The following is an 18843-nucleotide window of genomic DNA, read 5'->3' on the forward strand; positions in this document are numbered from 1 at the left end:
GCACTTCACTCCATCGCCACCTTCACCGCTTCTCCCAGCTTCACCATCACCGCTTTATGTTTCTCGGTCGGCGGCAGGGCGCAGTTGATCCTGACGCAGTTGCGATACTTGCCCGCCGCGGAAAACAGCGAGCCCGGCGCGACCTGGATCTTCAGCCGGCACAGCTGTTTGGCGACACAGACCATATCCACCTGCTCCGGCAGCTCCACCCACAGCATAAAACCCCCCTTCGGCCGGGTGACGCAGATCCCGCAGGGGAAAAATTCCCGCAGCCAGCAGGTATAGATCTCCATATTGCGCTGATAGATCTGCCGCATCCGCCGCACGTGACGGTGGTAGTGGCCTTCGCGAATAAAGTTACAGGCCGCCAGCTGAGTGGAGGGGACGTTGGTGCCGCTGGCGGCGTACTTCATCTGTAGCAGCTTGTCGTAGTAGCGACCGGGGGCGATCCAGCCGATGCGCAGGCCGGGGGCGATGGTTTTGGTAAAGGAGCTGCAGAGCATCACCCGGCCGTCGATATCCCAGGAGTGAATGGTGCGCGGGCGCGGGTACTCGGTGGCCAGCTCGCCGTAGATATCATCCTCGAAAATAACGATATCGTGGCGCTGGGCCAGGTTCAGCACTGCGCGCTTGCGAGCGTCCGGCATGATAAAGCCCAGCGGGTTGTTGCAGTTCGGCACCAGGATCACCCCTTTGATCGGCCACTGATCCAGCGCCAGCTCCAGGGCCTCGATGCTGATCCCGGTTTCCGGATCGGTGGGGATCTCAATCGTCTTTAATCCCAGTCCGCGCAGCATCTGCATGGTGCCGTAGTAGCAGGGGGATTCCACGGCGATGATGTCCCCAGGCTGGCACACCGACAGCAGGGCCAGCGACAGCGCGCTGTGGCAGCCGCTGGTGAGCACCAGATCGTCGGCAGTCACCACCGATCCGCCGTCGAGCATCAGGCGGGCGATCTGCTCCCGTAGCTCACGGCGCCCGGCCAGTTCGTCATAGTTCAACACCTCAGTGAGGTTGTGCTGGATCGCCCGGCTCAGTTCGCGCCAGATGGGCTTCAGGCTTGGCTGCGTCACGTCCGGCGAGCCGCCGCCGAAGGGGATGATCGTTTTATCGTAGCGGGCGTCGAGCATGGTCAGCACCTGATCCCACTGGGTGATCTCCACCGGGCGCTGCACCGGGCGCGACATCGGCGGCACCGGCGGCTGGGCCTTGCGGGGGGCGACGAAATAGCCCGATCGCGGCTGCGGCACAATCATCTGCTGCTGCTCTAGCAGCTGATAGGCCTGCTGGACGGTGCTGATGCTGACGCCGTGCTCTTGGCTCAGGCTGCGCACCGACGGCAGCTTTTCGCCGTGGCGATACAGGCCCTGTTCAATGCGTTCGGCCAGCAGCGTCGCGAGATGTTGATAGCGGGTCATGTGTATCCTTAATTGCCGCCATACAGATGGAATAACCAGTACAGATGGCCGTAAAAAGTGGGGTCTGCTGTACGTTTTAGCTAATCTGTATGTTAAAGAAAAGTGTTTTGTGAATCTGTATTCCTTACCCCCAAATCCGTGAAGATAAAGCCTCTGGCAAGGTGAGGAGGTAGAGGATGGAATTTCACGAGAACAGGGCAAGACAGCCATTTATCGGTTTCGTACTGCTGGTGCGGTTTGTCAAAAAATGGTGGCTTCAGGAGCAAACGCGCAGAGCTTTGCAGAAAATGAGCGACGAACAGCTGAAAGATATCGGCCTGCGTCGGGATCAGATCAATTAAAAAGTGCGGTTTTTTTCAGACATCATTTCTTCTTTGCCCCGGTAAGCGCTGGCGACGCCGGGGAAACATTCACGAAATTTATCAATTGATGCGACGCGACCTTCCGTTTCTTGATACTTACCCTGATAAGTATTATTTTCTTCTCAACAATGAGAGGAAAAGCTGTGACTGAAGACGAACTGTTTGCCCGCCGCCCGCTGGGGATGCGGATGGCCATGGTGGTGCGCCAGTGGCGCGCGATTATTGACTCCGCTATCACCGATACGGGACTCACCCAGTCCAGCTGGACGGTGCTGATGCAGCTGCAACAGCTGGGAGACAACGTCTCGGTCAGCGAACTGGCGGAGGTGCAGGGGATTGAACTGCCGCCGCTGACGCGCACCCTCTCATTACTGGAAAAGCAGGGCTATCTGTTGCGTTCCACATCGCCATATGACAAACGCATTCGCCTGCTGAAGCTGACCGCCGAGGGGCGGGCTATTCTGGAAAAACTGAGCCGCGTGATCGAGACCTATCAGGAGCGCGTAACCCAGACCATCCCGGAGGCCGACCTCGCCACCTTCAGCGCCACGTTAAATCAAATCGCCTGCCGTTTGCGGACTATCCGCGAAGAAGATAACAAGATCTAACACACTATGATGACGCCTGAACAAAAATTTGCCCGCTGGGTACGGGTGAGTATTGCCGCTTTTCTGGGAATATTCGCCTGGTTTATCGTTGCCGATATCTGGATCCCGCTGACGCCGGACTCCACCGTCATGCGCGTGGTGACCCCGGTTTCGTCGCGGGTCTCCGGCTATGTCTCGCACGTCTACGTGCATAACAATAGCCAGGTGAAAAAGGGCGACCTGCTGTATGAGCTCGACCCAACGCCATTCATTAATAAAGTTGAAGCGGCACAGATCGCCCTTGAACAGGCGAAGCTGAGCAACCAGCAGCTGGACGCGCAAATCGCCGCCGCCCGCGCCAACCTGCGCACCGCGCAGTACACCGCCCGTAACGATAAGGTCACGCTCGATCGCTATCAGCGCCTGAGCACCATGCAGAACGTCTCGCAGTCCGATCTCGACAAGGTGCGGACCACCTGGCAGACCAGCGAGCAGTCGGTCTCGGCGCTGAACGCGCAGATCCAGAACCTGCTGATCCAGCGCGGCGAGCGCGACGATAAGCGCAACGTCACCCTGCAGAAATACCGCAACGCGCTGGAGGAGGCGCAGCTGAACCTGGCCTGGACCAAAGTGCGTGCGGAAACTGACGGCATGGTCAGCAACCTGCAGCTTAACCCGGGGATCTACGCCACCGCGGCAACGGCCGTGCTGGCGCTGGTCAACAACAATACCGATATCGTCGCTGACTTCCGTGAGAAGAGCCTGCGCCACACCGCGGTAAACACCGATGCGGCGGTGGTCTTTGACGCCCTGCCGGGGGAAGTTTTCCCGGCGCACGTGACCAGCAGCGATGCCGGGATTCTGGCGGGGCAGGAGGCGGTTAACGGACAGCTGTCGCAGCCGGAACAGTCCACCCGCTGGGTGCGTGATGCCCAGCGAATGCGCATTCACGTCGCGCTGGATCAGCCGCTGGCGAAACCGCTGCCGACCGGCGCCCGCGCCACGGTGCAGCTGTACAATAGCGAGGGACCTTTCGCCCGTACCTTCGCCGGCCTGCAGATCCATCTGGTGAGCTGGTTGCACTATGTCTATTAATACCCTGGCGCACGTCTTTACCCCGCACGGCAATATCGTCTACACGGCGAATGATTTTCGCCAGACGGTGCGTATCGCCGTGGCCGGGACCATTGCGCTCAGCATCTCCACCTTCTACGACGTGCAGTACGGCGTATTTTTTGTGGTGTATCCGCTGATGCTGATGTCGCTGGTGCCGGTGTTCAACCGCCACGTCGCCCGCCAGTTTGTGTTCAGCGCGGCGGTGAACTGCGTCGAAATGGTATTGATCGTTGGTTATCTGTCGCAATGGCCGGTGATCATGACGCTGGTGGTGTTCGCCCTGTACGTGATGCGTTTTCGCTTTATGAGCCAGGGGCCGCTGTTTCTGCTGGGGTCGATGGGGGTGGTGTGTCAGAGTACGATGCTCAACTTTATGAGCTACCCGACCAGTAACTGGCACACCCTGATGTTCTCCAACATGGAAGCGTGCGTGCTGGCGGTGGCGCTAAGCGCGCTGCTGCATTACCTGATCCCGGACGTCGAGCCGCGCAAGCCGCCGCCGCGCCTTGAAAAAGACGCCGCCCGCATCCGCCACGAGTCGCTGCTCTCCGGAACGGTGGCGACGATCATCTTCGTGGTGTTTCAGATCTGCGATCTCAGCGACTCGCTGTCAGCGCTGATGGCCGGGATCCTGATCCTGTTCCCGATGCACTATCGCGGGGCGGTGATCAGCTCGATCTGGCGCGTGGCGGGGGTGGTGCTGGCCTGTCTCTATATTCTGGTGGTGCAGTTGATTATCTATGACTTCAGCAACCACATGGTCCTGATGATGCCGCTGATTGGCCTCGGGCTGGCCTTCAGCGCCCGTCTGCACGTGATGGAGAAAGTGGGCGCCGGGGTGGGCTTCGCCAGCATCACCACCATCGGCATTATGTTTGGCCAGAATCTGCATCCCTATCAGGATCTGGTATTCAGCGATCTGTACCGCATCACCTCGGTAACGGTCTCGCTGGTGGTGACGCTGACCCTGGTCTTTCTGATGCACCGTCTGCTGAACTGCTTTGCGGCGACGCGCTTTGTGGTAAGCGATTAACCTGCCGGTGGGAAGGTGGCGAGACAGCGCCACGCTTCCCCGTCCTGCTGATACAACGCCGCCGTCTGTTCCGGGACGATCCAGGCTCGCGCGTCGGCTTCCGTCCCCTCAAGCAGGATGCACAGCCCGCAGCCGCTGCGCAGCTGGCGGGGAATATCTTTGACCTCGAAGGTCATTCCCGCCGCCTGCAGGGCTTTGCGCGTGCGCACCACTCCCACCGTGGAATGAAATAAAAACAGAAACGTTGTCATCCGCGCCTCCGCTGGCGCTGGCCGATCAGCGCCGCGCCGATCGCCCCGGCGAACTGGGCGTCGGGATGGGTTGTCACCGCCATGCCGACATGGCTTTCCAGCATGCGGGCAAAGGCGGCGCAGTGGCTGACGCCGCCGGTAAACAGCAGCGGTCCCTGCGCCGATAAGCGGCCGATAAAGTTCGCGCTGCGCCGGGCCATGGCGTTAATCACCCCCGCCAGAATCGCCTCCGGCGCGACCCCCGCCGACCGCAGGCTGATGACTTCCGATTCGGCGAATACCGTACACATGCTGGTGATGGCATGCGGTTCCACGCCGTCGGTAATGGCGTCCAGCTGTTCGACGCTGGCGCCGAGGGTGCGTGAAATGACCTCCAGAAAGCGGCCGGTGCCGGCGGCGCATTTGTCATTCATCAGAAAGTCGCTGAGGTTGCCCCCGGCATCCAGCTGGATAACCTTGCTGTCCTGGCCGCCGATATCAATCACCGTGCGGGTGTCCGGCGCCAGCAGGCGGGCGCCGAGACCATGACAGGAAATCTCCGTCACCTGTTTATTGGCGAAATCCACCAGCTGGCGGCCATAGCCGGTGAGGGTTAAAAAGGGCGTTTCCGCGAGGCCAGCGCGCAGCGTCTCCCAGGCCTCATGGATGGCGTCGGCGGGGCGAAAGGGGGTCGGGCAGAGGAAACGACGCGTAATCACCCCGTCCGCCAGCAGGATGCCTTTCGTGGCGGTGGAGCCGGAATCAATACCAACCGTGTAGATCACGCCTGCTCCTTACAGCATTTCGATAAAGGCGGCGACGCGGGTGCTGAGCTGGCCGAGGTCCGCTGTCGAATAGTCGGTTTCAATCGCCATATAAGGAAGGTCGTGCTGCTGGCGCAGATGGCGTTTAATGGCCAGCGATTCCACGGCATAGGTATGGCAGGCCTGCAGGATGACGTCGATTACCCCGTCGGCCTGGTACTCCTCCACCATCTGGCTCAGCAGCTGCAGGCGCTGATCGTTAGGGGAAATACAGGAGCAGCCGATGGCGAGATATTTATCGGTTAAGGCGTCGTAGACGTCACCCTCTTCCGCCACGCAGCGCTCGGTCGCCTTCGCGCCGGTGCAGTTTTCATAGCCCACCACCCAGCCGCCGTTTTCTTCGATGGCGCGAACCACTTTCTCCGCCGCCCCGCCGATCGGGCAGCCGGTGATCAGAATGCGCGGGCGTGAGGCCAGTCGTTGACCCTGCCGCCACTCCTGACGGATGCGCTCCGCCATGGCGTTGAGCTCGTCAATCAGCGCGGTTTTGTCGAAGCGGAAGGTGGCGCCATACACCACTTTCAGGATGTCGCCGCCGCTGAGCGCCGGCGGATTGAGCTGCCCGAGATGATAAAAGTGGGCCAGCGCCCGGCGTTCGCGGTTTTTCAGCACGATGGCCTCGCGCAGCGCCGCCTCGCTAATCGGCGCGCCAAACTGCGCCTCAATCACCTGCTGCAGGCGCAGGATCTCCGCTTTCCACAGGGCGCGGGAGGCCGCGTCGCTGGCGCTGTTCGGCAGCTGCATGACGTGGACCGCCTTGAACTCGGCCATGTACTCGTACATTTTCTTTTTACCGTCGCAGGTGGTTTCCCCAACCACCAGGTCAGAGAAATAGAAATAGGGGCATTTATCGGTTTTGCCGAAGCCGTAGCTGCTTTTGATTAACGGACAGAGGTTGCGCGGCAGATCTTTTTCCGCTTCCTCGATGGTTTCATCGGAGGTAGAGCACAGCGAGACCACCACGGCCCCCGCCGCCATGGCGATCTCCTGAGGCATAAAGGTGCAGTAGGTGCCCACCAGCGGCACGTTCTGCTCTTTAAGATCCATGACGGTGAGAAAGCCCTTCTGGCGAGCTTCCGAGAACTGGTCAAAAATGGCGGGTAGATCGGTGATAAGCGACATGGTTTTCCTTCCCCGTACACGGGAGATGCTGAAAGAGTCGCCATTATAACCCTGTTGTTTGTATGCTTTTATTGATCTCCTGCGTCTGCGCGCGGCGTTAATAGACCTTCTTTAAATCCATCTCTTCCTGGATCCGCTCGCTCCATGCCAGATGGGTGCGGATGGCCTCTTCGATACCGGCGTTGTAAAACAGCGGCCCCAGCTCCTGGGCGATAAAGTCGACAAAAAATTCAGCGTCAAACTGCTCCAGTTCGAGGTTAAATGTCTCTTCGCAGTACTTGCTGAGCCTGTCGCGCAGCAGGTCGCGCTGCGCCGGGCTGAGTTCAATCTCACTCATGATGGGGCTTTCTCCGTAAAAGGGGTCACGACTGCCGGGCTTCAATGACCGCTTGCGCACACTGACGCTGGTGGCGTAACAGTCCGGCGAGGCAGCAGGCGGCGGCGAGCCCCGCGACCACCGCCAACAGGTGGAAGGGCAGTCTCCCGCCATGGAACCACAGCCAGCGAGCGCCTTCAATCGATAAGGCGCTGACGCTGAGGATCACGATATTCAGCGAGGCGGAGACCGTGCCTTTCGGCAGGTCGTTGGAAAAGAGGGTAAAGCGGAACAGCGTCGGGAAAATCAGCCCGATGCCAAAGGCGTAGAAGCAGGTGCCGAGCACCGACCACAGCCAGACGTGCGGCCAGGCCAGATTCCCGACGATCAGGATGGCCAGGCCGAGCATCTGTACCGGCACCGCGCTCAGCACAAAGCGCGGACGGGTGGGATCTTTTACCCAGCGCGCCACCGACAGGTTGGCAATGATGACGGCGCTGAAGACCGGCACCTGGCTCCAGGCGAACTCGCTGGTGGTCAGCCCGCCGGCGTCCATTAAAATCACCGGCGATACCGCCACCCAGCTCATCAGCGGAATATAGCTCAGCGACAGCGTGGCGGCGCCGAGCAAAAAGATGCGGTTGCGAAAGACGTTGCGAAAATCGCGCAGCACGCCCAGGGGGCTGAACGGCACATCGCCGCGGCGCACCGTCTCCGGCATGGTCAACAGCAGCCCCAGCCAGGCCACCAGCCCCATGGCGGCGATAATGCCGAACAGCGCTTTCCAGTGGATAAAATGCATCAGCGCCGCGCCGGAGAGCGGGCCGACGATCGGCGCCACCAGCACGACGGAGGTGATCACCGCCATCAGCCTGATCGACCTTTTTTCCTCAAAGGCTTCCTGTACGGTGACGTAGCCGACGGTGGCGATAAAGCAGATGCTGGTGCCCTGCACGAAGCGGGCGATCAGGAACTGGGTCATGGAGGTGGTGAACAGCGTCGCCAGGCAGGCGAGGGTGAAAATCAGCGCGCCGGTGAGCAGTACCGGACGCCGTCCGATCCGGTCAGAGAGCGGCCCCAGCAGCCACTGCAGCGCCATGCCGCCGGCCATATACAGGCTCACCGAGGCTGGAGCCAGCGCCACATCGGCGTTGAAATCCCGCACCACGTGCAGGATCCCCGGCTGGATCAGGTCGGTGGTGAGATAGGCGGAAAAATCATACAGAATGAGCGCCGCCGGGAAGAACAGCGCGGCGGCGTGCCGGGTTAGCCAGCGGGTCATCCGGTGCATCATCTCGCCCTCCCTGTGGAATATTTTTCAGCGCTATTGTTCAGATAGTATCATTGCTAACCAATATGCAGATGCAGCAGCGACGGGATCTGCGAGAGCAGCCACAACAACAGGCCGATGGTTCCCCCCACCAGGGTGCCGTTGATGCGGATGAACTGCAGATCTTTACCGATATTAAGCTCGATCTGCCGCGACATATCGCGGGCGTCCCAGCTCTTCACCGTGTCGCTGATATGCCGAGTGAGGAAGGCGGCGAACTCCGGCGCCACCCGATGCGCCGCCTGCTCCAGGTGTTCGTTAAGCGATTCGCGCAGCGCGTCGTCGCGGAGTAAGGTTTCACCGAACCACTGGCCAGCCTCGGCGATGCGCTGCTTAATACGCGAGTCGTCGCTGCTGATATCGTTTTTTACCCAACCGCGCAGGTCGCCCCACACTTCGCCAAGATAGCGGTTGAAGGTCTCATCATTTTTCAGCCAGGCTTTGATGTTATCTGCCTTCTGCGCCAGTTCCGGGTCGGATTTCAGGTTATCGATTAGCTTTTGCGTCGCGCGGTCAAAGGTCTGGCGGATCTGGTGGGTGCGATCGTGAGTGACCTCGTCCAGCAGGGTATTCACGGCGTCGGTGACCATCTCGGCGCTGTGCTCGCCGAGCCACTCGGTGGGTAATAGCCTGGCCTTCAGCGGGTGTTCGGTCTCCAGCCAGCGCACGATGCCGCGGGCGATAAAGGCGCGGGAGCTGTCGCGCTGCAGCAGGGCGATCAGCTGATTTATCAGCGAATCCAACAGCTTTTGATGGCGGTTGTCGCGGGTCAGCCCCTCCAGCATCATGGCGCTGGTCTGCGTCAGGTCGACCTTATCGATCGCCTTATGCACCGCGCGCCGCAGCAGGCGCTGAATGCGGGCGTCATCGGTCAGTTCGAGAAAACCGCTCATCACCTGCAGCAGGTGCTGGCCGACCCGCCGGGCGTTCTCCGGCTGGCTGAACCAGTTGCCGAGCATCAGAGCTGGTTGATAGCGGCGGATCAGCGCCACCAGCGACGGGGTATCGAGGAACTTCTCTTCCACAAAGCGGCCGAGGTTGTCGGCGATGCGATCTTTGTTGCGCGGGATAATCGCGGTATGGCGGGCGACAAAGGGCAGCGGAATACGACGAAACAGGGCCACCACCGCAAACCAGTCGGCCAGCGCCCCGACCATCGCCGCTTCGGAAATGGCCTTCAGCGCGCTGACCCATGGCGTCGGCGGCAGCAGCAGGGTGGTGATAAATAGCGCGGCGGCGATCAGCAGCAGCGACAGCGCCAGCAGTTTGGCGCGTTTCAGTTCAGCGAGTTTTTCCATAAACTTAAGCATATAACCTGACGGCGAGGTCGTGCAAAAATCGCCAGATAATCCACAGACCGAACATCATCAGGATCGCCCCCGCCGCCCGCTCGACCCGCCAGACGATGGCGCTCAGGCGGTGCTGTACCTGCGGCAGCGCAATCGCGCTCACCAGCAGTAAATCCCAGAAGAACACCACGCTGACCATCCACAGGCCACTTACCGTTTGCTGCAGCAAGGTAACCGCCGGCCCCAGCAGGGAGGTCATCAGCGCCAGATAAAACAGCGCGTTCTTCGGGTTGAGCAGCGATGACCCCAGCCCCAGCAGCAGCTGCTTGCCGAACCCCGGACACGATGCGCGAACGCTCTCCACCGCCAGCGCCGCGGGACGGCTGCGAATCAGCAGGCTGCCAATCCACAGTAAATAGCCTGCGCCCAGCAGCTCGATGAGCAAAAACAGCAGCGGCGCCTGGCGCAGAAGCCCCCAGCCAACGATGGCCAGAACAATATACAGCGCATTGCCGGCGGCGATGCCGAGACACAGTCCGAGGCTGCCGCGGATCCGGTAGCGTACAGCGTAACCGACCAGCAGAAAAAAATCGGGGCCCGGGCTGAGCAGAGCGACAAAGTGGGACAGGGCTAACGCCGGAAAGGCGGCGGGGAAGAGAGTCGATAAGGTATTCATAGTGGCCTCGATAATGGTGCTGAGGCCACCCTACGCCAGGTGGAAAATTACTTATTGTCGGAAATTGATCGGCTTTGCGCATACTGCCGCGGCGTGGCGGCGGTATAACTGACGAAGGTTTTATGGAAATGGCTCTGATCGGCAAAGCCGGCCTGATAGCCGACGTCGGCAATAGGGTCCCCGGCACGTAAGCGCGTTTTCGCATATTCAATGCGCGCCATATTGATCAAACTGGCGGGCGTCAGGCCGGTATCCTGTTTCACGGCGCGGATAACGGTCTCTTTACGTAGCGCGCTGTCGTGGGCCAGCTTATCCAGCGATGGCGGCGCCGGCAGATCTGTCGCCAGGCGCTGAAACAGCAGGGCGCTGGCGTGATGTGGCGCCTGCGGCGCGGCGGCGCATAGCGGCAGCGCGTGCAGGAGCTGCGCCAGCCGGGCGGGCAGTTGCTCAATGCGGCCGCGGCTCATCAGGACGACAATCTGCTGGAAGCAGGCAAAGAGAGGGCTGTCGCGCAGCAGTGGCTGCGGCGAGGTGATACTGGCGCCAGGGGGAATATCCGGCCGCTGCGCATGGCACCATGCCGCCTCCAGGTACAGCATATGATAGCTGCGCGGCCGGTCACGCAGCGGATTACAGCTATGCGGCGCGTGCGGCGGGATCACGATCAGATCCCCGGGCTGCAGGAGATATTCCTGACCATTGCACAGGCAGCGCGTTTCACCGTCGATAATCGCCCCCACCGAGAGCTGCGGGTGGCTGTGGCGCTTATAGGCCTGACGGCTGCGCCAGGTGCTGCGCAGCTCCAGCCACGGCAGGCGTTCGTCTCGCCAGAAGGTTTGGGGAATATCTCGGGTATGGTTCACCGCATCGACCTTTGCTGAGGGGATAAATCGTTTATAGCATGCTGCGCCAAGGCTGTCGCCCGCCGGGATTTGCGTACCGCGTCGAAAAAGGATGTCACGCTTGCAGTCCGGGGAAATATGTTTTCGTCGCGGAATGTAAAATCCCGGTTTCCGGGGTGTCAGCGACATTCATGGGAGGTAGAGTCCCTGCAGGATAAGCAGGCAGGGATGAGCCGATGGCAAAGGGCACCACCTCGACGCCGCATGATGCGGTGTTTAAACAGTTTCTCACTCAGGCCGACATCGCTCGTGATTTCCTGGCGATCCATCTACCGCCTGCGCTGCGTCAGCGCTGCGACCTCGATACCTTACAGCTGGAGTCGGCAAGCTTTATCGAGGAGAGCCTGCGGGCCTGGTACTCCGATGTGCTGTGGTCACTCAAAACCGCGTCTGGCGAGGGATACATTTATGTGGTTATCGAACATCAGAGCTCGCCGGATGCGCAGATGGCCTTCCGCCTGATGCGCTACGCCATCGCCGCGATGCAGCGCCATCTGGATAGCGGTCATACCAGACTGCCGCTGGTGGTGCCGATGCTGTTCTATCACGGAGCGACCACGCCATACCCGTGGTCGCTCAACTGGCTGGACTGCTTTGTCGATCCACCGCTGGCGAGGGAGCTTTATGCCTCGCCCTTTCCGCTGGTGGATATCACGGTGATCCCCGACGATGAGATCGTTCGCCACCGGCGGGTGGCATTACTCGAGCTGATACAGAAGCATATTCGCCAGCGCGATTTAATGGCGATTGTTGAGCAGCTGACGACGATTTTACTTAGCGGTGACGCTAATGACAGGCAGATAAAAACGCTGTTTAATTATCTACTGCAGACTGGCAACGCGCGTCGCTTTGGCCGGTTTATCCAGGAAGTGGCGCAACGGGTTCCTCAGCACAGGGAGAGATTAATGACCATCGCCGAACGATTACAGGAAGTGTGGCGCAGAAAAGGCAAGCGTGAAGGACAGCATGCCGAGGCGCTGCGCATTGCCCAGAGGATGCTGGCCGACGGCATTGCCTGCGAGACGGTGGTGAAAATCACCGGCCTGACCGCCGACGAGATCGCCGCGCTGGCGCATTGATAACGCCGGGGCGGCCTGACGGTCGCCCCGGTTAGCCACCGTTATGGAATATTCCGGATATACCTAACTTTACCCGCATCGCCAGCCATCTCGACTACCCTTAATATCCTTAACGGCATTTTTGACTGCCTTAATAGCGATAACAAGGAGACATGCGATATGGCCTATCAGACGGTGAATCCTGCGAACAATCAGCTTATTAAAACGTACCCGGCGCACAGCGATGCGGACGTGGAAGCGGCGCTGCGGCAGGCGGATGCGCTCTATCATTCGGCTTGGGCGAAAGGGGATATCGAACCGCGCCTGGCTGTGCTGCATAAGCTGGCGGATCTGATCGACAGCCGGGCGGAAGATCTGGCGAAAATCGCCAGCGAGGAGATGGGGAAACTCATTAAGCAGAGCCGCGGCGAAGTGAAACTGTGCGCGCAAATCGCCCGCTACTACGCCGATAACGCCAAATCGATGCTGGCGCCGGTGAAATATCCCACCGAACTCGGCGACGCCTGGGTTGAACACCATCCCATCGGTGTATTAGTGGCGGTGGAACCGTGGAACTTCCCCTATTACCAGCTGATGCGCGTCCTGGCGCCAAACCTGGCGGCCGGGAACCCGGTTATCGCCAAACACGCCAGCATTGTGCCGCACTGCGCGGAGACCTTTGCTCATCTGGTGCGCGAGGCCGGCGCACCAGATGGGGCGTGGACCAATCTGTTTATCTCCCAGGATCAGGTGGCGAAGATTATCGCCGACGATCGTGTGCAGGGCGCGGCGCTGACCGGGTCGGAAAAAGCTGGCAGCGTGGTGGCGGCGCAGGCGGCGAAGCATATTAAAAAATCGACCCTGGAACTCGGCGGCAACGATGTGTTTGTGGTGCTCGACGATGCCGACCTCGATCGCGCGGTGAAAATCGGCGTCCAGGCGCGGCTGAACAACGCCGGCCAGGTGTGTACTGCCGCCAAGCGGTTTATCCTGCATGAGAACATCGCTGAGTCGTTTCTGACGAAATTTAGCGAGGCGTTTCGCCAGGTAAAAATAGGCGATCCGCTGGATGAAAGCACCACGCTGGGGCCGCTCTCCTCTAAAGATGCGCTGGAAACCTTAAGCAAGCAGGTTGGCGAGGCGGTCAAACACGGCGCCACGCTGCATCTGGGCGGCAAGCCCGTGGCGCGAGACGGCAACTTCTTTGAACCCACTATCCTGACCGGTATCACCCGCGACAACCCGGCGTACTTCGAAGAGTTCTTTGGCCCGGTGGCGCAGATCTACGTGGTGAAAAACGATGAGGAGGCGATTGCGCTTGCCAACGATTCTCACTATGGCCTGGGCGGCGCGGTGTTCAGTCAGGATATCGAACGCGCTAAACGGATGGCATCCGCCATTGAAACCGGGATGGTCTATATCAACTGGCTGACCGATACCGCGCCTGAACTGCCGTTTGGCGGCGTGAAGCGTTCCGGTTATGGCCGGGAGCTCTCCGATCTCGGCATCAAAGAGTTTGTGAACCAAAAGCTGGTGGTGGTTCGCCGCTAAGCCCGACCATAAAAAAACCTGCCATCCGGCAGGTTTTTTTATAATAGATTTATTGCACTTCGACTTTATCCCAGCCGCTTTTGAACATACAGCTGTCGACTAAGGTCTCCCGCTGATATTCATTCGCGTCTTCTACCGTATAACTTGTTTCAACATCCTGTTTCTTATGCTTTTTGTCGCTTTTTTCTGAACTGGACCCGGTCACCACGTTATCCGGAGGGAGATCGACCAGGGCCTGCGCTTCACATTCGGTGAGCTTTTTATGCATGTCGGCATCGCTTAAACCCGGCTTCACCCAGGTATACTGAGTGCAGCCGGTGAGCAGCAACGCCAGGCTCAGCGCAGAGAGCGCGGCGAGACGTGATTTCATCAGAAGGTAATCCCGCCGCCCACGTAGGCGCCATCAATCAGGGTGTGGTTTGGGCGGCCCTCTTTGCCGTCAACGCTCACGTGACGGTAACCGACCTTCAGGGTCAGTGGACCAACCGGGGACCAGCTCACGCCGCCGTTCGCCTCAACATAGTTTTTCACGCTGTTGTTCAGGCCGTCGGGGGCGACATACCCTTCGCCAAACACGTGGATGCTGTCGGTCAGGGCCACGTTCACTCCGCCGCCGACCGGAAACGCGACGCCGTTATCGCCTTTTTTCGGCCCGAGGTAGATAGCTTTCGCGCCAGCGTTGAGCATCACCGGGCCAACTTCCAGATTGTAACCCGCGCCAACGCCGCCGGTCTGGCTACCATCATCGGTATTCTTCAGCCAGTGGCTTTCGGCATACAGGCCGGAAGAGGATTTACCCATTTCCATATTCAGGTTGGTAAAATTCTTACCTTGTTCAACGGTAAACCCCATTGCCATGGCGGAACCAGAGACCGCGGTCAGGGCAGCAACAATCAGGATGTTAAGCTTTTTCATGGTTTGCTCCTCGTCATTAAATTTGTCTGAGGGCACCTTAACAATCGATGTTTACCTCTGCAAATGTGACTTACGTCGATTTTTTATGCTGTGTTTGTCAGGGAAGTGTTTTGAAAATGTTGTCATGACGTTGGGTTATGGCGAGGTCAATCATCAAATTTGGTCTGTTTAGCCACAGTTTAATGGGTGGGCTAAACAGAAACTGAACAGGGCGGGCATTAATTATTAAGCATCCTATTCATTGAATTTCTTATTATTTCCAAAAGTGTTTCTGCTGTTACTTATAAAAACGTTGATTTACATTTTTCGACGCGATGACGACGTTTTAACCCTGTCTTTGACGATGTACGGGGAGAGAAGGGGGCCTGCGCCTTAGCGCGCAGGCGGGCAGATTAGCGTCGTAGCCCGGCAAATGCCGCGCGAATCTCCTCTTCCGGCAACTGAATGCCGATAAACACCAGCGTGCTGTGCGGCGTTTCATCGCCCCACGGGCGATCCCAGTCGGCGCTGTAGAGGCGCTGCACGCCCTGGAACAGCAGGCGATTTGGCTCGCCGTCGATCCACAGCATCCCTTTATAGCGCATCAATTGCTCGGCGAAGGAGAGCAGCAGATTTTCCATTACACGCGACACTTCGCTGATATCCACCGGGTAATCCATCTCAACCACGATTGATGACACGTCGTTTTGCTTATCTGCCATAAAGTGGAAACGCGGTTTGCTGTTTACGACGTTCTCTTCCAGCATAAAGCCGCTGGTGTTAAACAGCTGGCTAAGATCGATATCGCCGTGAATGACGGTATAAATCGGCGCCCGGGCATTAATGCGCGCCAGCCGTTCGCGCAATTTTTCGGTGTCGCCGGCAACATCAGTTTTGGTCAGCAAAATGCGGTCTGCGTAGCCTACCTGCGACTGGGCGATGGTGAACTGATCCATCTGCTGGTCGGCATGGACCGCATCCACCAGGGCGATCACGCCATCCAGCAGATAGCGCTCGCAAAGCACCTCGTGGGAGAAAAAGGTCTGGATAATCGGCCCCGGGTCGGCCATGCCGGTGCATTCAATCACCAGCCGGTCGAACTCGATTTCACCGCGGTCGCGGCTGTCGAGCAGATCGAGCAGGGCGTCTTCCAGTTCGTTGGAGCGCGTACAGCAGATGCAGCCGTTGGTCAGGGTTTTAATCTGCGTGGCGCGGTCGCCGATCAGCTGATCGTCAACGGCGACTTCGCCAAATTCATTTTCAATCACGGCGATTTTAAAGCCGTGCTGTTCGTTGAGAATATGGCGCAACAGGGTGGTTTTACCTGCGCCGAGAAAACCGGTGAGTAGGGTGACTGCAATTGGTGCCATTATTGCCTCCATTAACAGCAGCGGACGCCGCCTTTGCCGTCGCCGCCGTAGCGGGCCTGCTGGCGTTCGCGGAAGAATTCTTCATAAGTCATGTACGGCTGATCCGGATGGTTGGTTTGCATATGGGTGACGTAGTTGTCGTAATCCGGAATGCCAATCAGCATTTTCGCCGCCTGACCGAGATATTTTTTTGCCTGACCTAAGTTACCAAACATTGTAAGTTCCAGATAACGAATAAAGCCGGATGGCGGCTAGCGCCTTCTCCGGCCTACGTTGATGCGCTTTTTTGTAGGCCGGATAAGCGTAGCGCCATCCGGCATCGGGGTTAATGATGTGACGAGGTCTTCACGCCGCCTTCCGGTACCGGCACGTACGGGGTCTCTTTGTCGGTACGCACTTTATTGTTGCGGACAGTGAGCCAGGTTTTGATGCCGTAGAAGATGATGCTGTACACCACCACCAGGAACAGGATGCTCAGGCCGGCGTTGGTGTAGTTGTTGACCACGATATGGTTCATGTTGGCAATCTGCTGTGCGGTCAGTTCGCCGCCGGAAGCGATCTTCTCTTTATACTGCTGAGCCATAAAGAAGAAGCCTTCCATCTGCGGGTTGGTGCTGAACAGCTTCAGGCCCAGCGCCCAGGTGGTGCACAGCAGCAGCCACGCAGCCGGGATCACGGTGACCCAGATATATTTGGTGCGCTGCATTTTGACCAGCACCACGGTGCCAAGCACCAGCGCCACCGCGGCCAGCATCTGGTTAGAGATACCGAACAGCGGCCACAGGCTCTTCACGCCGCCCAGCGGATCGACCACGCCCTGATACAGCAGGTAGCCCCACAGCCCGACGCAGCCGGCGGTACCGATAATCCCGGCGACCAGCGAGTCGGTTTTTTTCAGGAACGGCACGAAGTTACCCAGCAGATCCTGCAGCATAAAGCGGCCTGCGCGGGTCCCGGCATCCAGCGCGGTGAGGATAAACAGCGCTTCAAACAGGATACCGAAGTGGTACCAGAAGCCCATATCCGCCATCGGGATGATTTTGTGGAACACATGAGCGATACCCACGGCCAGCGTCGGCGCGCCGCCTGCGCGGTTCAGTACCGACGGTTCGCCGATATCTTTCGCGGTTTGCAGGATCTGCTCAGGTGAGATCACGAAGCCCCAGGAGCTGACGGTCGCTGCCGCGTGAGCGGTGACATCCCTCAGCTGGGCGGCAATCAGCGCCGCGTTTTCACCGCCCATTTCGTGCAGGTTCGGCATGGTGATGCCCAGACCCGCCGGCGGGGTGTTCATCGCGAAGTAGAGGCCCGGTTCGATAATCGATGCCGCCACCAGCGCCATCACCGCCACGAAGGACTCCATCAGCATTGCGCCGTAGCCGATAAAGCGGGCGTCGGTTTCGTTGGCCAGCAGCTTCGGCGTGGTGCCGGAGGCGATCAGGGCGTGGAAGCCGGAGACCGCGCCGCAGGCAATAGTGATAAACAGGAACGGGAACAGGGCGCCTTTCCACAGCGGACCGGTACCGTCAATGTACTGGGTCACCGCCGGCATTTTCAGGTCCGGGTTAAGGATCACGATACCCAGCGCCAGGCCAACGATGACGCCGATTTTCAGGAAGGTCGCCAGGTAGTCGCGCGGCGCCAGAATCAGCCATACCGGCAGCAGAGCCGAGATAAACGCGTAGCCAATCAGGGTAAAGGTGATGGTGGTGTCTTTAAAGGTCAGCGCCGGGCCCCAGTACGGGTCGTGGGCAATCACGCCGCCGAAGTAAATAGACGCCACCAGCAGGACGATACCGATGACCGATACTTCGCCTACGCGGCCCGGGCGCAGGAAGCGCATGTAGATCCCCATGAACAGGGCAATTGGCACCGTCGAGCAGACGGTGAAGACGCCCCACGGGCTTTCCGCCAGCGCTTTCACCACGATCAGCGCCAGCACCGCGAGGATGATGATCATTATCAGGAAGCAGCCGAACAGCGCGATGGAGCCAGGTACGGGACCCATCTCCTGTTTGATCATCTCGCCCAGCGAGGCGCCGTTACGCCGTGAGGAGATAAACAGCACCATAAAGTCCTGTACCGCGCCTGCCAGCACGACGCCCGCCAGCAGCCACAGGGTGCCCGGCAGGTAGCCCATCTGCGCGGCGAGCACCGGGCCCACCAGCGGACCGGCGCCGGCAATCGCGGCAAAGTGGTGGCCAAACAGCACGTAGCGGTTGGTCGGCACATAGTTCAGGCCATCGTTATTAATGACCGCTGGCGTGGAGCGCGTCGGGTCAAGCTTCATCACCTTCTGCGCGATATACAGGCTGTAATACCGGTAGGCGACGAGATACACGGAAACCGACGCCACCACGATCCACAGGGCACTGACGTGCTCACCGCGGCGCAGGGCGACGACTGAGAGGCAAAATGCCCCGATGATCCCGAGAATCACCCAGGGTATGTGCTTGAATAGTTTTTTGGTATCCATAGTAAAACCTGGCGTTAATGAGATGAATAATTGGCCGAAGCCGTCTGGTTTTAAGTAAGGGTTGATAGAGGTATTGATTAGCTAGGCTGTCTCCGATCTTGCCAGACCGGCGCGCGCGTAAAGATGAGTAAATGGGTGAGTGGTTATATAGGAGGTTAAGCGGTTACTGGAAGGGGTAAGCGGTTGGCTACGAAGTGAACAGGGCGGGATTATGTGATTGTGATCACAGGAGATTGTGGCCTGAGACGCTGTGGGTTAACGCTCCTCCCCAACCGGGGAGGAGCAGACA

The 18843-nt window shown here is 59.1% G+C and carries 20 protein-coding genes; 6 read left to right on the forward strand and 14 right to left on the reverse strand.

What is annotated here, in order from left to right; all coding sequences use genetic code 11:
- Nucleotides 1–5 precede the first annotated feature (5 nt).
- Entirely contained in the window at nt 6–1418 is a 1413-nt protein-coding gene (locus tag ACOI7Z_RS14570; protein WP_023291829.1) for a PLP-dependent aminotransferase family protein, read from the reverse strand.
- A gap of 176 nt (nt 1419–1594) precedes the next feature.
- Here ACOI7Z_RS14570 and ACOI7Z_RS14575 point away from each other — a divergent pair, with 176 nt between their 5' ends.
- The 4 genes from ACOI7Z_RS14575 (at nt 1595) to ACOI7Z_RS14590 (ending at nt 4516) form a co-directional block, all read left to right on the forward strand.
- A complete protein-coding gene (locus ACOI7Z_RS14575; protein WP_023319656.1) occupies nt 1595–1759 on the forward strand; it encodes a DUF1127 domain-containing protein in 165 nt (54 codons plus the stop codon).
- Nucleotides 1760–1923: 164 nt separating this feature from the next.
- Nucleotides 1924–2388 carry a MarR family winged helix-turn-helix transcriptional regulator gene (locus ACOI7Z_RS14580; protein ID WP_086075159.1) on the forward strand — a complete coding sequence of 155 codons (465 nt, stop codon included), beginning with the start codon at nt 1924–1926 and terminating at the stop codon, nt 2386–2388.
- 6 nt (nt 2389–2394) lie between these two features.
- Nucleotides 2395–3462, forward strand: coding sequence for an HlyD family secretion protein (locus ACOI7Z_RS14585; RefSeq protein ID WP_004204152.1), 1068 nt, complete (start codon nt 2395–2397; stop codon nt 3460–3462).
- A complete protein-coding gene (locus ACOI7Z_RS14590; protein ID WP_023291832.1) occupies nt 3452–4516 on the forward strand; it encodes a DUF2955 domain-containing protein in 1065 nt (354 codons plus the stop codon). Before ACOI7Z_RS14585 ends, ACOI7Z_RS14590 begins: the two co-directional genes overlap by 11 nt.
- Here the strand turns inward: ACOI7Z_RS14590 and ACOI7Z_RS14595 are convergent.
- The 8 genes from ACOI7Z_RS14595 to ACOI7Z_RS14630 all read right to left on the reverse strand — a co-directional run bounded on the left by ACOI7Z_RS14595 (nt 4513) and on the right by ACOI7Z_RS14630 (nt 11166).
- Nucleotides 4513–4767, reverse strand: coding sequence for a DUF3343 domain-containing protein (locus ACOI7Z_RS14595; RefSeq protein WP_004204154.1), 255 nt, complete (start codon nt 4765–4767; stop codon nt 4513–4515). The genes ACOI7Z_RS14590 and ACOI7Z_RS14595 overlap by 4 nt on opposite strands.
- Nucleotides 4764–5531 (reverse strand): putative 2-hydroxyacyl-CoA dehydratase activator YjiL, encoded by a 768-nt coding sequence (gene yjiL, locus ACOI7Z_RS14600; protein ID WP_087849126.1) that lies wholly within the window; start codon nt 5529–5531, stop codon nt 4764–4766. The genes ACOI7Z_RS14595 and yjiL overlap by 4 nt, the downstream gene beginning before the upstream one ends.
- Before the next feature lie 9 nt (nt 5532–5540).
- Nucleotides 5541–6692 (reverse strand): double-cubane-cluster-containing anaerobic reductase, encoded by a 1152-nt coding sequence (locus ACOI7Z_RS14605; RefSeq protein ID WP_060591540.1) that lies wholly within the window; start codon nt 6690–6692, stop codon nt 5541–5543.
- A 97-nt stretch (nt 6693–6789) separates the two neighbouring features.
- Nucleotides 6790–7029 carry a DUF2164 domain-containing protein gene (locus tag ACOI7Z_RS14610; protein ID WP_004204157.1) on the reverse strand — a complete coding sequence of 80 codons (240 nt, stop codon included), beginning with the start codon at nt 7027–7029 and terminating at the stop codon, nt 6790–6792.
- Nucleotides 7030–7054: 25 nt separating this feature from the next.
- Entirely contained in the window at nt 7055–8302 is a 1248-nt protein-coding gene (mdtM, locus tag ACOI7Z_RS14615) for a multidrug efflux MFS transporter MdtM (RefSeq protein WP_023291836.1), read from the reverse strand.
- A 53-nt stretch (nt 8303–8355) separates the two neighbouring features.
- Nucleotides 8356–9648 (reverse strand): DUF445 domain-containing protein, encoded by a 1293-nt coding sequence (locus ACOI7Z_RS14620; protein ID WP_023291837.1) that lies wholly within the window; start codon nt 9646–9648, stop codon nt 8356–8358.
- Nucleotides 9641–10303, reverse strand: coding sequence for a LysE family translocator (locus ACOI7Z_RS14625; RefSeq protein WP_023291838.1), 663 nt, complete (start codon nt 10301–10303; stop codon nt 9641–9643). The genes ACOI7Z_RS14620 and ACOI7Z_RS14625 overlap by 8 nt, the downstream gene beginning before the upstream one ends.
- A gap of 47 nt (nt 10304–10350) precedes the next feature.
- Nucleotides 10351–11166, reverse strand: coding sequence for an AraC family transcriptional regulator (locus ACOI7Z_RS14630; protein WP_087849127.1), 816 nt, complete (start codon nt 11164–11166; stop codon nt 10351–10353).
- 215 nt (nt 11167–11381) lie between these two features.
- Here ACOI7Z_RS14630 and ACOI7Z_RS14635 point away from each other — a divergent pair, with 215 nt between their 5' ends.
- Both ACOI7Z_RS14635 and ACOI7Z_RS14640 read left to right on the forward strand, forming a co-directional pair.
- The gene (locus ACOI7Z_RS14635; RefSeq protein ID WP_087849128.1) at nt 11382–12284 is read left to right on the forward strand and encodes an Rpn family recombination-promoting nuclease/putative transposase; all 903 of its coding nucleotides are present in this window, start codon (nt 11382–11384) and stop codon (nt 12282–12284) included.
- 159 nt (nt 12285–12443) lie between these two features.
- Complete coding sequence (locus ACOI7Z_RS14640; RefSeq protein ID WP_087849129.1) at nt 12444–13814, forward strand: NAD-dependent succinate-semialdehyde dehydrogenase; 1371 nt, start codon at nt 12444–12446, stop codon at nt 13812–13814.
- A gap of 49 nt (nt 13815–13863) precedes the next feature.
- Here ACOI7Z_RS14640 and ACOI7Z_RS14645 read toward each other — a convergent pair whose 3' ends face one another.
- The 5 genes from ACOI7Z_RS14645 to btsT form a co-directional block, all read right to left on the reverse strand.
- Complete coding sequence (locus ACOI7Z_RS14645; RefSeq protein ID WP_032454756.1) at nt 13864–14184, reverse strand: hypothetical protein; 321 nt, start codon at nt 14182–14184, stop codon at nt 13864–13866.
- Nucleotides 14184–14729 (reverse strand): YfaZ family outer membrane protein, encoded by a 546-nt coding sequence (locus ACOI7Z_RS14650; protein WP_023291843.1) that lies wholly within the window; start codon nt 14727–14729, stop codon nt 14184–14186. The genes ACOI7Z_RS14645 and ACOI7Z_RS14650 overlap by 1 nt, the downstream gene beginning before the upstream one ends.
- Nucleotides 14730–15121: 392 nt before the next feature.
- A complete protein-coding gene (gene yjiA, locus ACOI7Z_RS14655) occupies nt 15122–16078 on the reverse strand; it encodes a GTPase (RefSeq protein ID WP_087849130.1) in 957 nt (318 codons plus the stop codon).
- Between the two features lie 11 nt (nt 16079–16089).
- Nucleotides 16090–16293, reverse strand: coding sequence for a YbdD/YjiX family protein (locus ACOI7Z_RS14660; RefSeq protein ID WP_002887451.1), 204 nt, complete (start codon nt 16291–16293; stop codon nt 16090–16092).
- A gap of 110 nt (nt 16294–16403) precedes the next feature.
- Nucleotides 16404–18554, reverse strand: a complete 2151-nt coding sequence (btsT, locus tag ACOI7Z_RS14665; protein WP_044525281.1) for a pyruvate/proton symporter BtsT — start codon at nt 18552–18554, stop codon at nt 16404–16406.
- Nucleotides 18555–18843 lie beyond the last annotated feature (289 nt).

The organism is Klebsiella sp. C283 (assembly GCF_048822555.1).
Lineage (GTDB): Bacteria > Pseudomonadota > Gammaproteobacteria > Enterobacterales > Enterobacteriaceae > Klebsiella > Klebsiella quasipneumoniae.

Excerpts from the sequence above, each read along its gene's own strand:
- ACOI7Z_RS14570 (WP_023291829.1), bottom strand. The coding sequence starts at position 1,418 with ATGACCCGCTATCAACATCTCGCGACGCTGCTGGCCGAACGCATTGAA.
- ACOI7Z_RS14575 (WP_023319656.1), top strand. The coding sequence starts at position 1,595 with ATGGAATTTCACGAGAACAGGGCAAGACAGCCATTTATCGGTTTCGTA.
- ACOI7Z_RS14585 (WP_004204152.1), top strand. The coding sequence starts at position 2,395 with ATGATGACGCCTGAACAAAAATTTGCCCGCTGGGTACGGGTGAGTATT.
- ACOI7Z_RS14590 (WP_023291832.1), top strand. The coding sequence starts at position 3,452 with ATGTCTATTAATACCCTGGCGCACGTCTTTACCCCGCACGGCAATATC.
- ACOI7Z_RS14595 (WP_004204154.1), bottom strand. The coding sequence starts at position 4,767 with ATGACAACGTTTCTGTTTTTATTTCATTCCACGGTGGGAGTGGTGCGC.
- ACOI7Z_RS14605 (WP_060591540.1), bottom strand. The coding sequence starts at position 6,692 with ATGTCGCTTATCACCGATCTACCCGCCATTTTTGACCAGTTCTCGGAA.
- ACOI7Z_RS14610 (WP_004204157.1), bottom strand. The coding sequence starts at position 7,029 with ATGAGTGAGATTGAACTCAGCCCGGCGCAGCGCGACCTGCTGCGCGAC.
- mdtM (WP_023291836.1), bottom strand. The coding sequence starts at position 8,302 with ATGATGCACCGGATGACCCGCTGGCTAACCCGGCACGCCGCCGCGCTG.
- ACOI7Z_RS14620 (WP_023291837.1), bottom strand. The coding sequence starts at position 9,648 with ATGCTTAAGTTTATGGAAAAACTCGCTGAACTGAAACGCGCCAAACTG.
- ACOI7Z_RS14625 (WP_023291838.1), bottom strand. The coding sequence starts at position 10,303 with ATGAATACCTTATCGACTCTCTTCCCCGCCGCCTTTCCGGCGTTAGCC.
- ACOI7Z_RS14635 (WP_087849128.1), top strand. The coding sequence starts at position 11,382 with ATGGCAAAGGGCACCACCTCGACGCCGCATGATGCGGTGTTTAAACAG.
- ACOI7Z_RS14640 (WP_087849129.1), top strand. The coding sequence starts at position 12,444 with ATGGCCTATCAGACGGTGAATCCTGCGAACAATCAGCTTATTAAAACG.
- ACOI7Z_RS14645 (WP_032454756.1), bottom strand. The coding sequence starts at position 14,184 with ATGAAATCACGTCTCGCCGCGCTCTCTGCGCTGAGCCTGGCGTTGCTG.
- ACOI7Z_RS14650 (WP_023291843.1), bottom strand. The coding sequence starts at position 14,729 with ATGAAAAAGCTTAACATCCTGATTGTTGCTGCCCTGACCGCGGTCTCT.
- yjiA (WP_087849130.1), bottom strand. The coding sequence starts at position 16,078 with ATGGCACCAATTGCAGTCACCCTACTCACCGGTTTTCTCGGCGCAGGT.
- ACOI7Z_RS14660 (WP_002887451.1), bottom strand. The coding sequence starts at position 16,293 with ATGTTTGGTAACTTAGGTCAGGCAAAAAAATATCTCGGTCAGGCGGCG.
- btsT (WP_044525281.1), bottom strand. The coding sequence starts at position 18,554 with ATGGATACCAAAAAACTATTCAAGCACATACCCTGGGTGATTCTCGGG.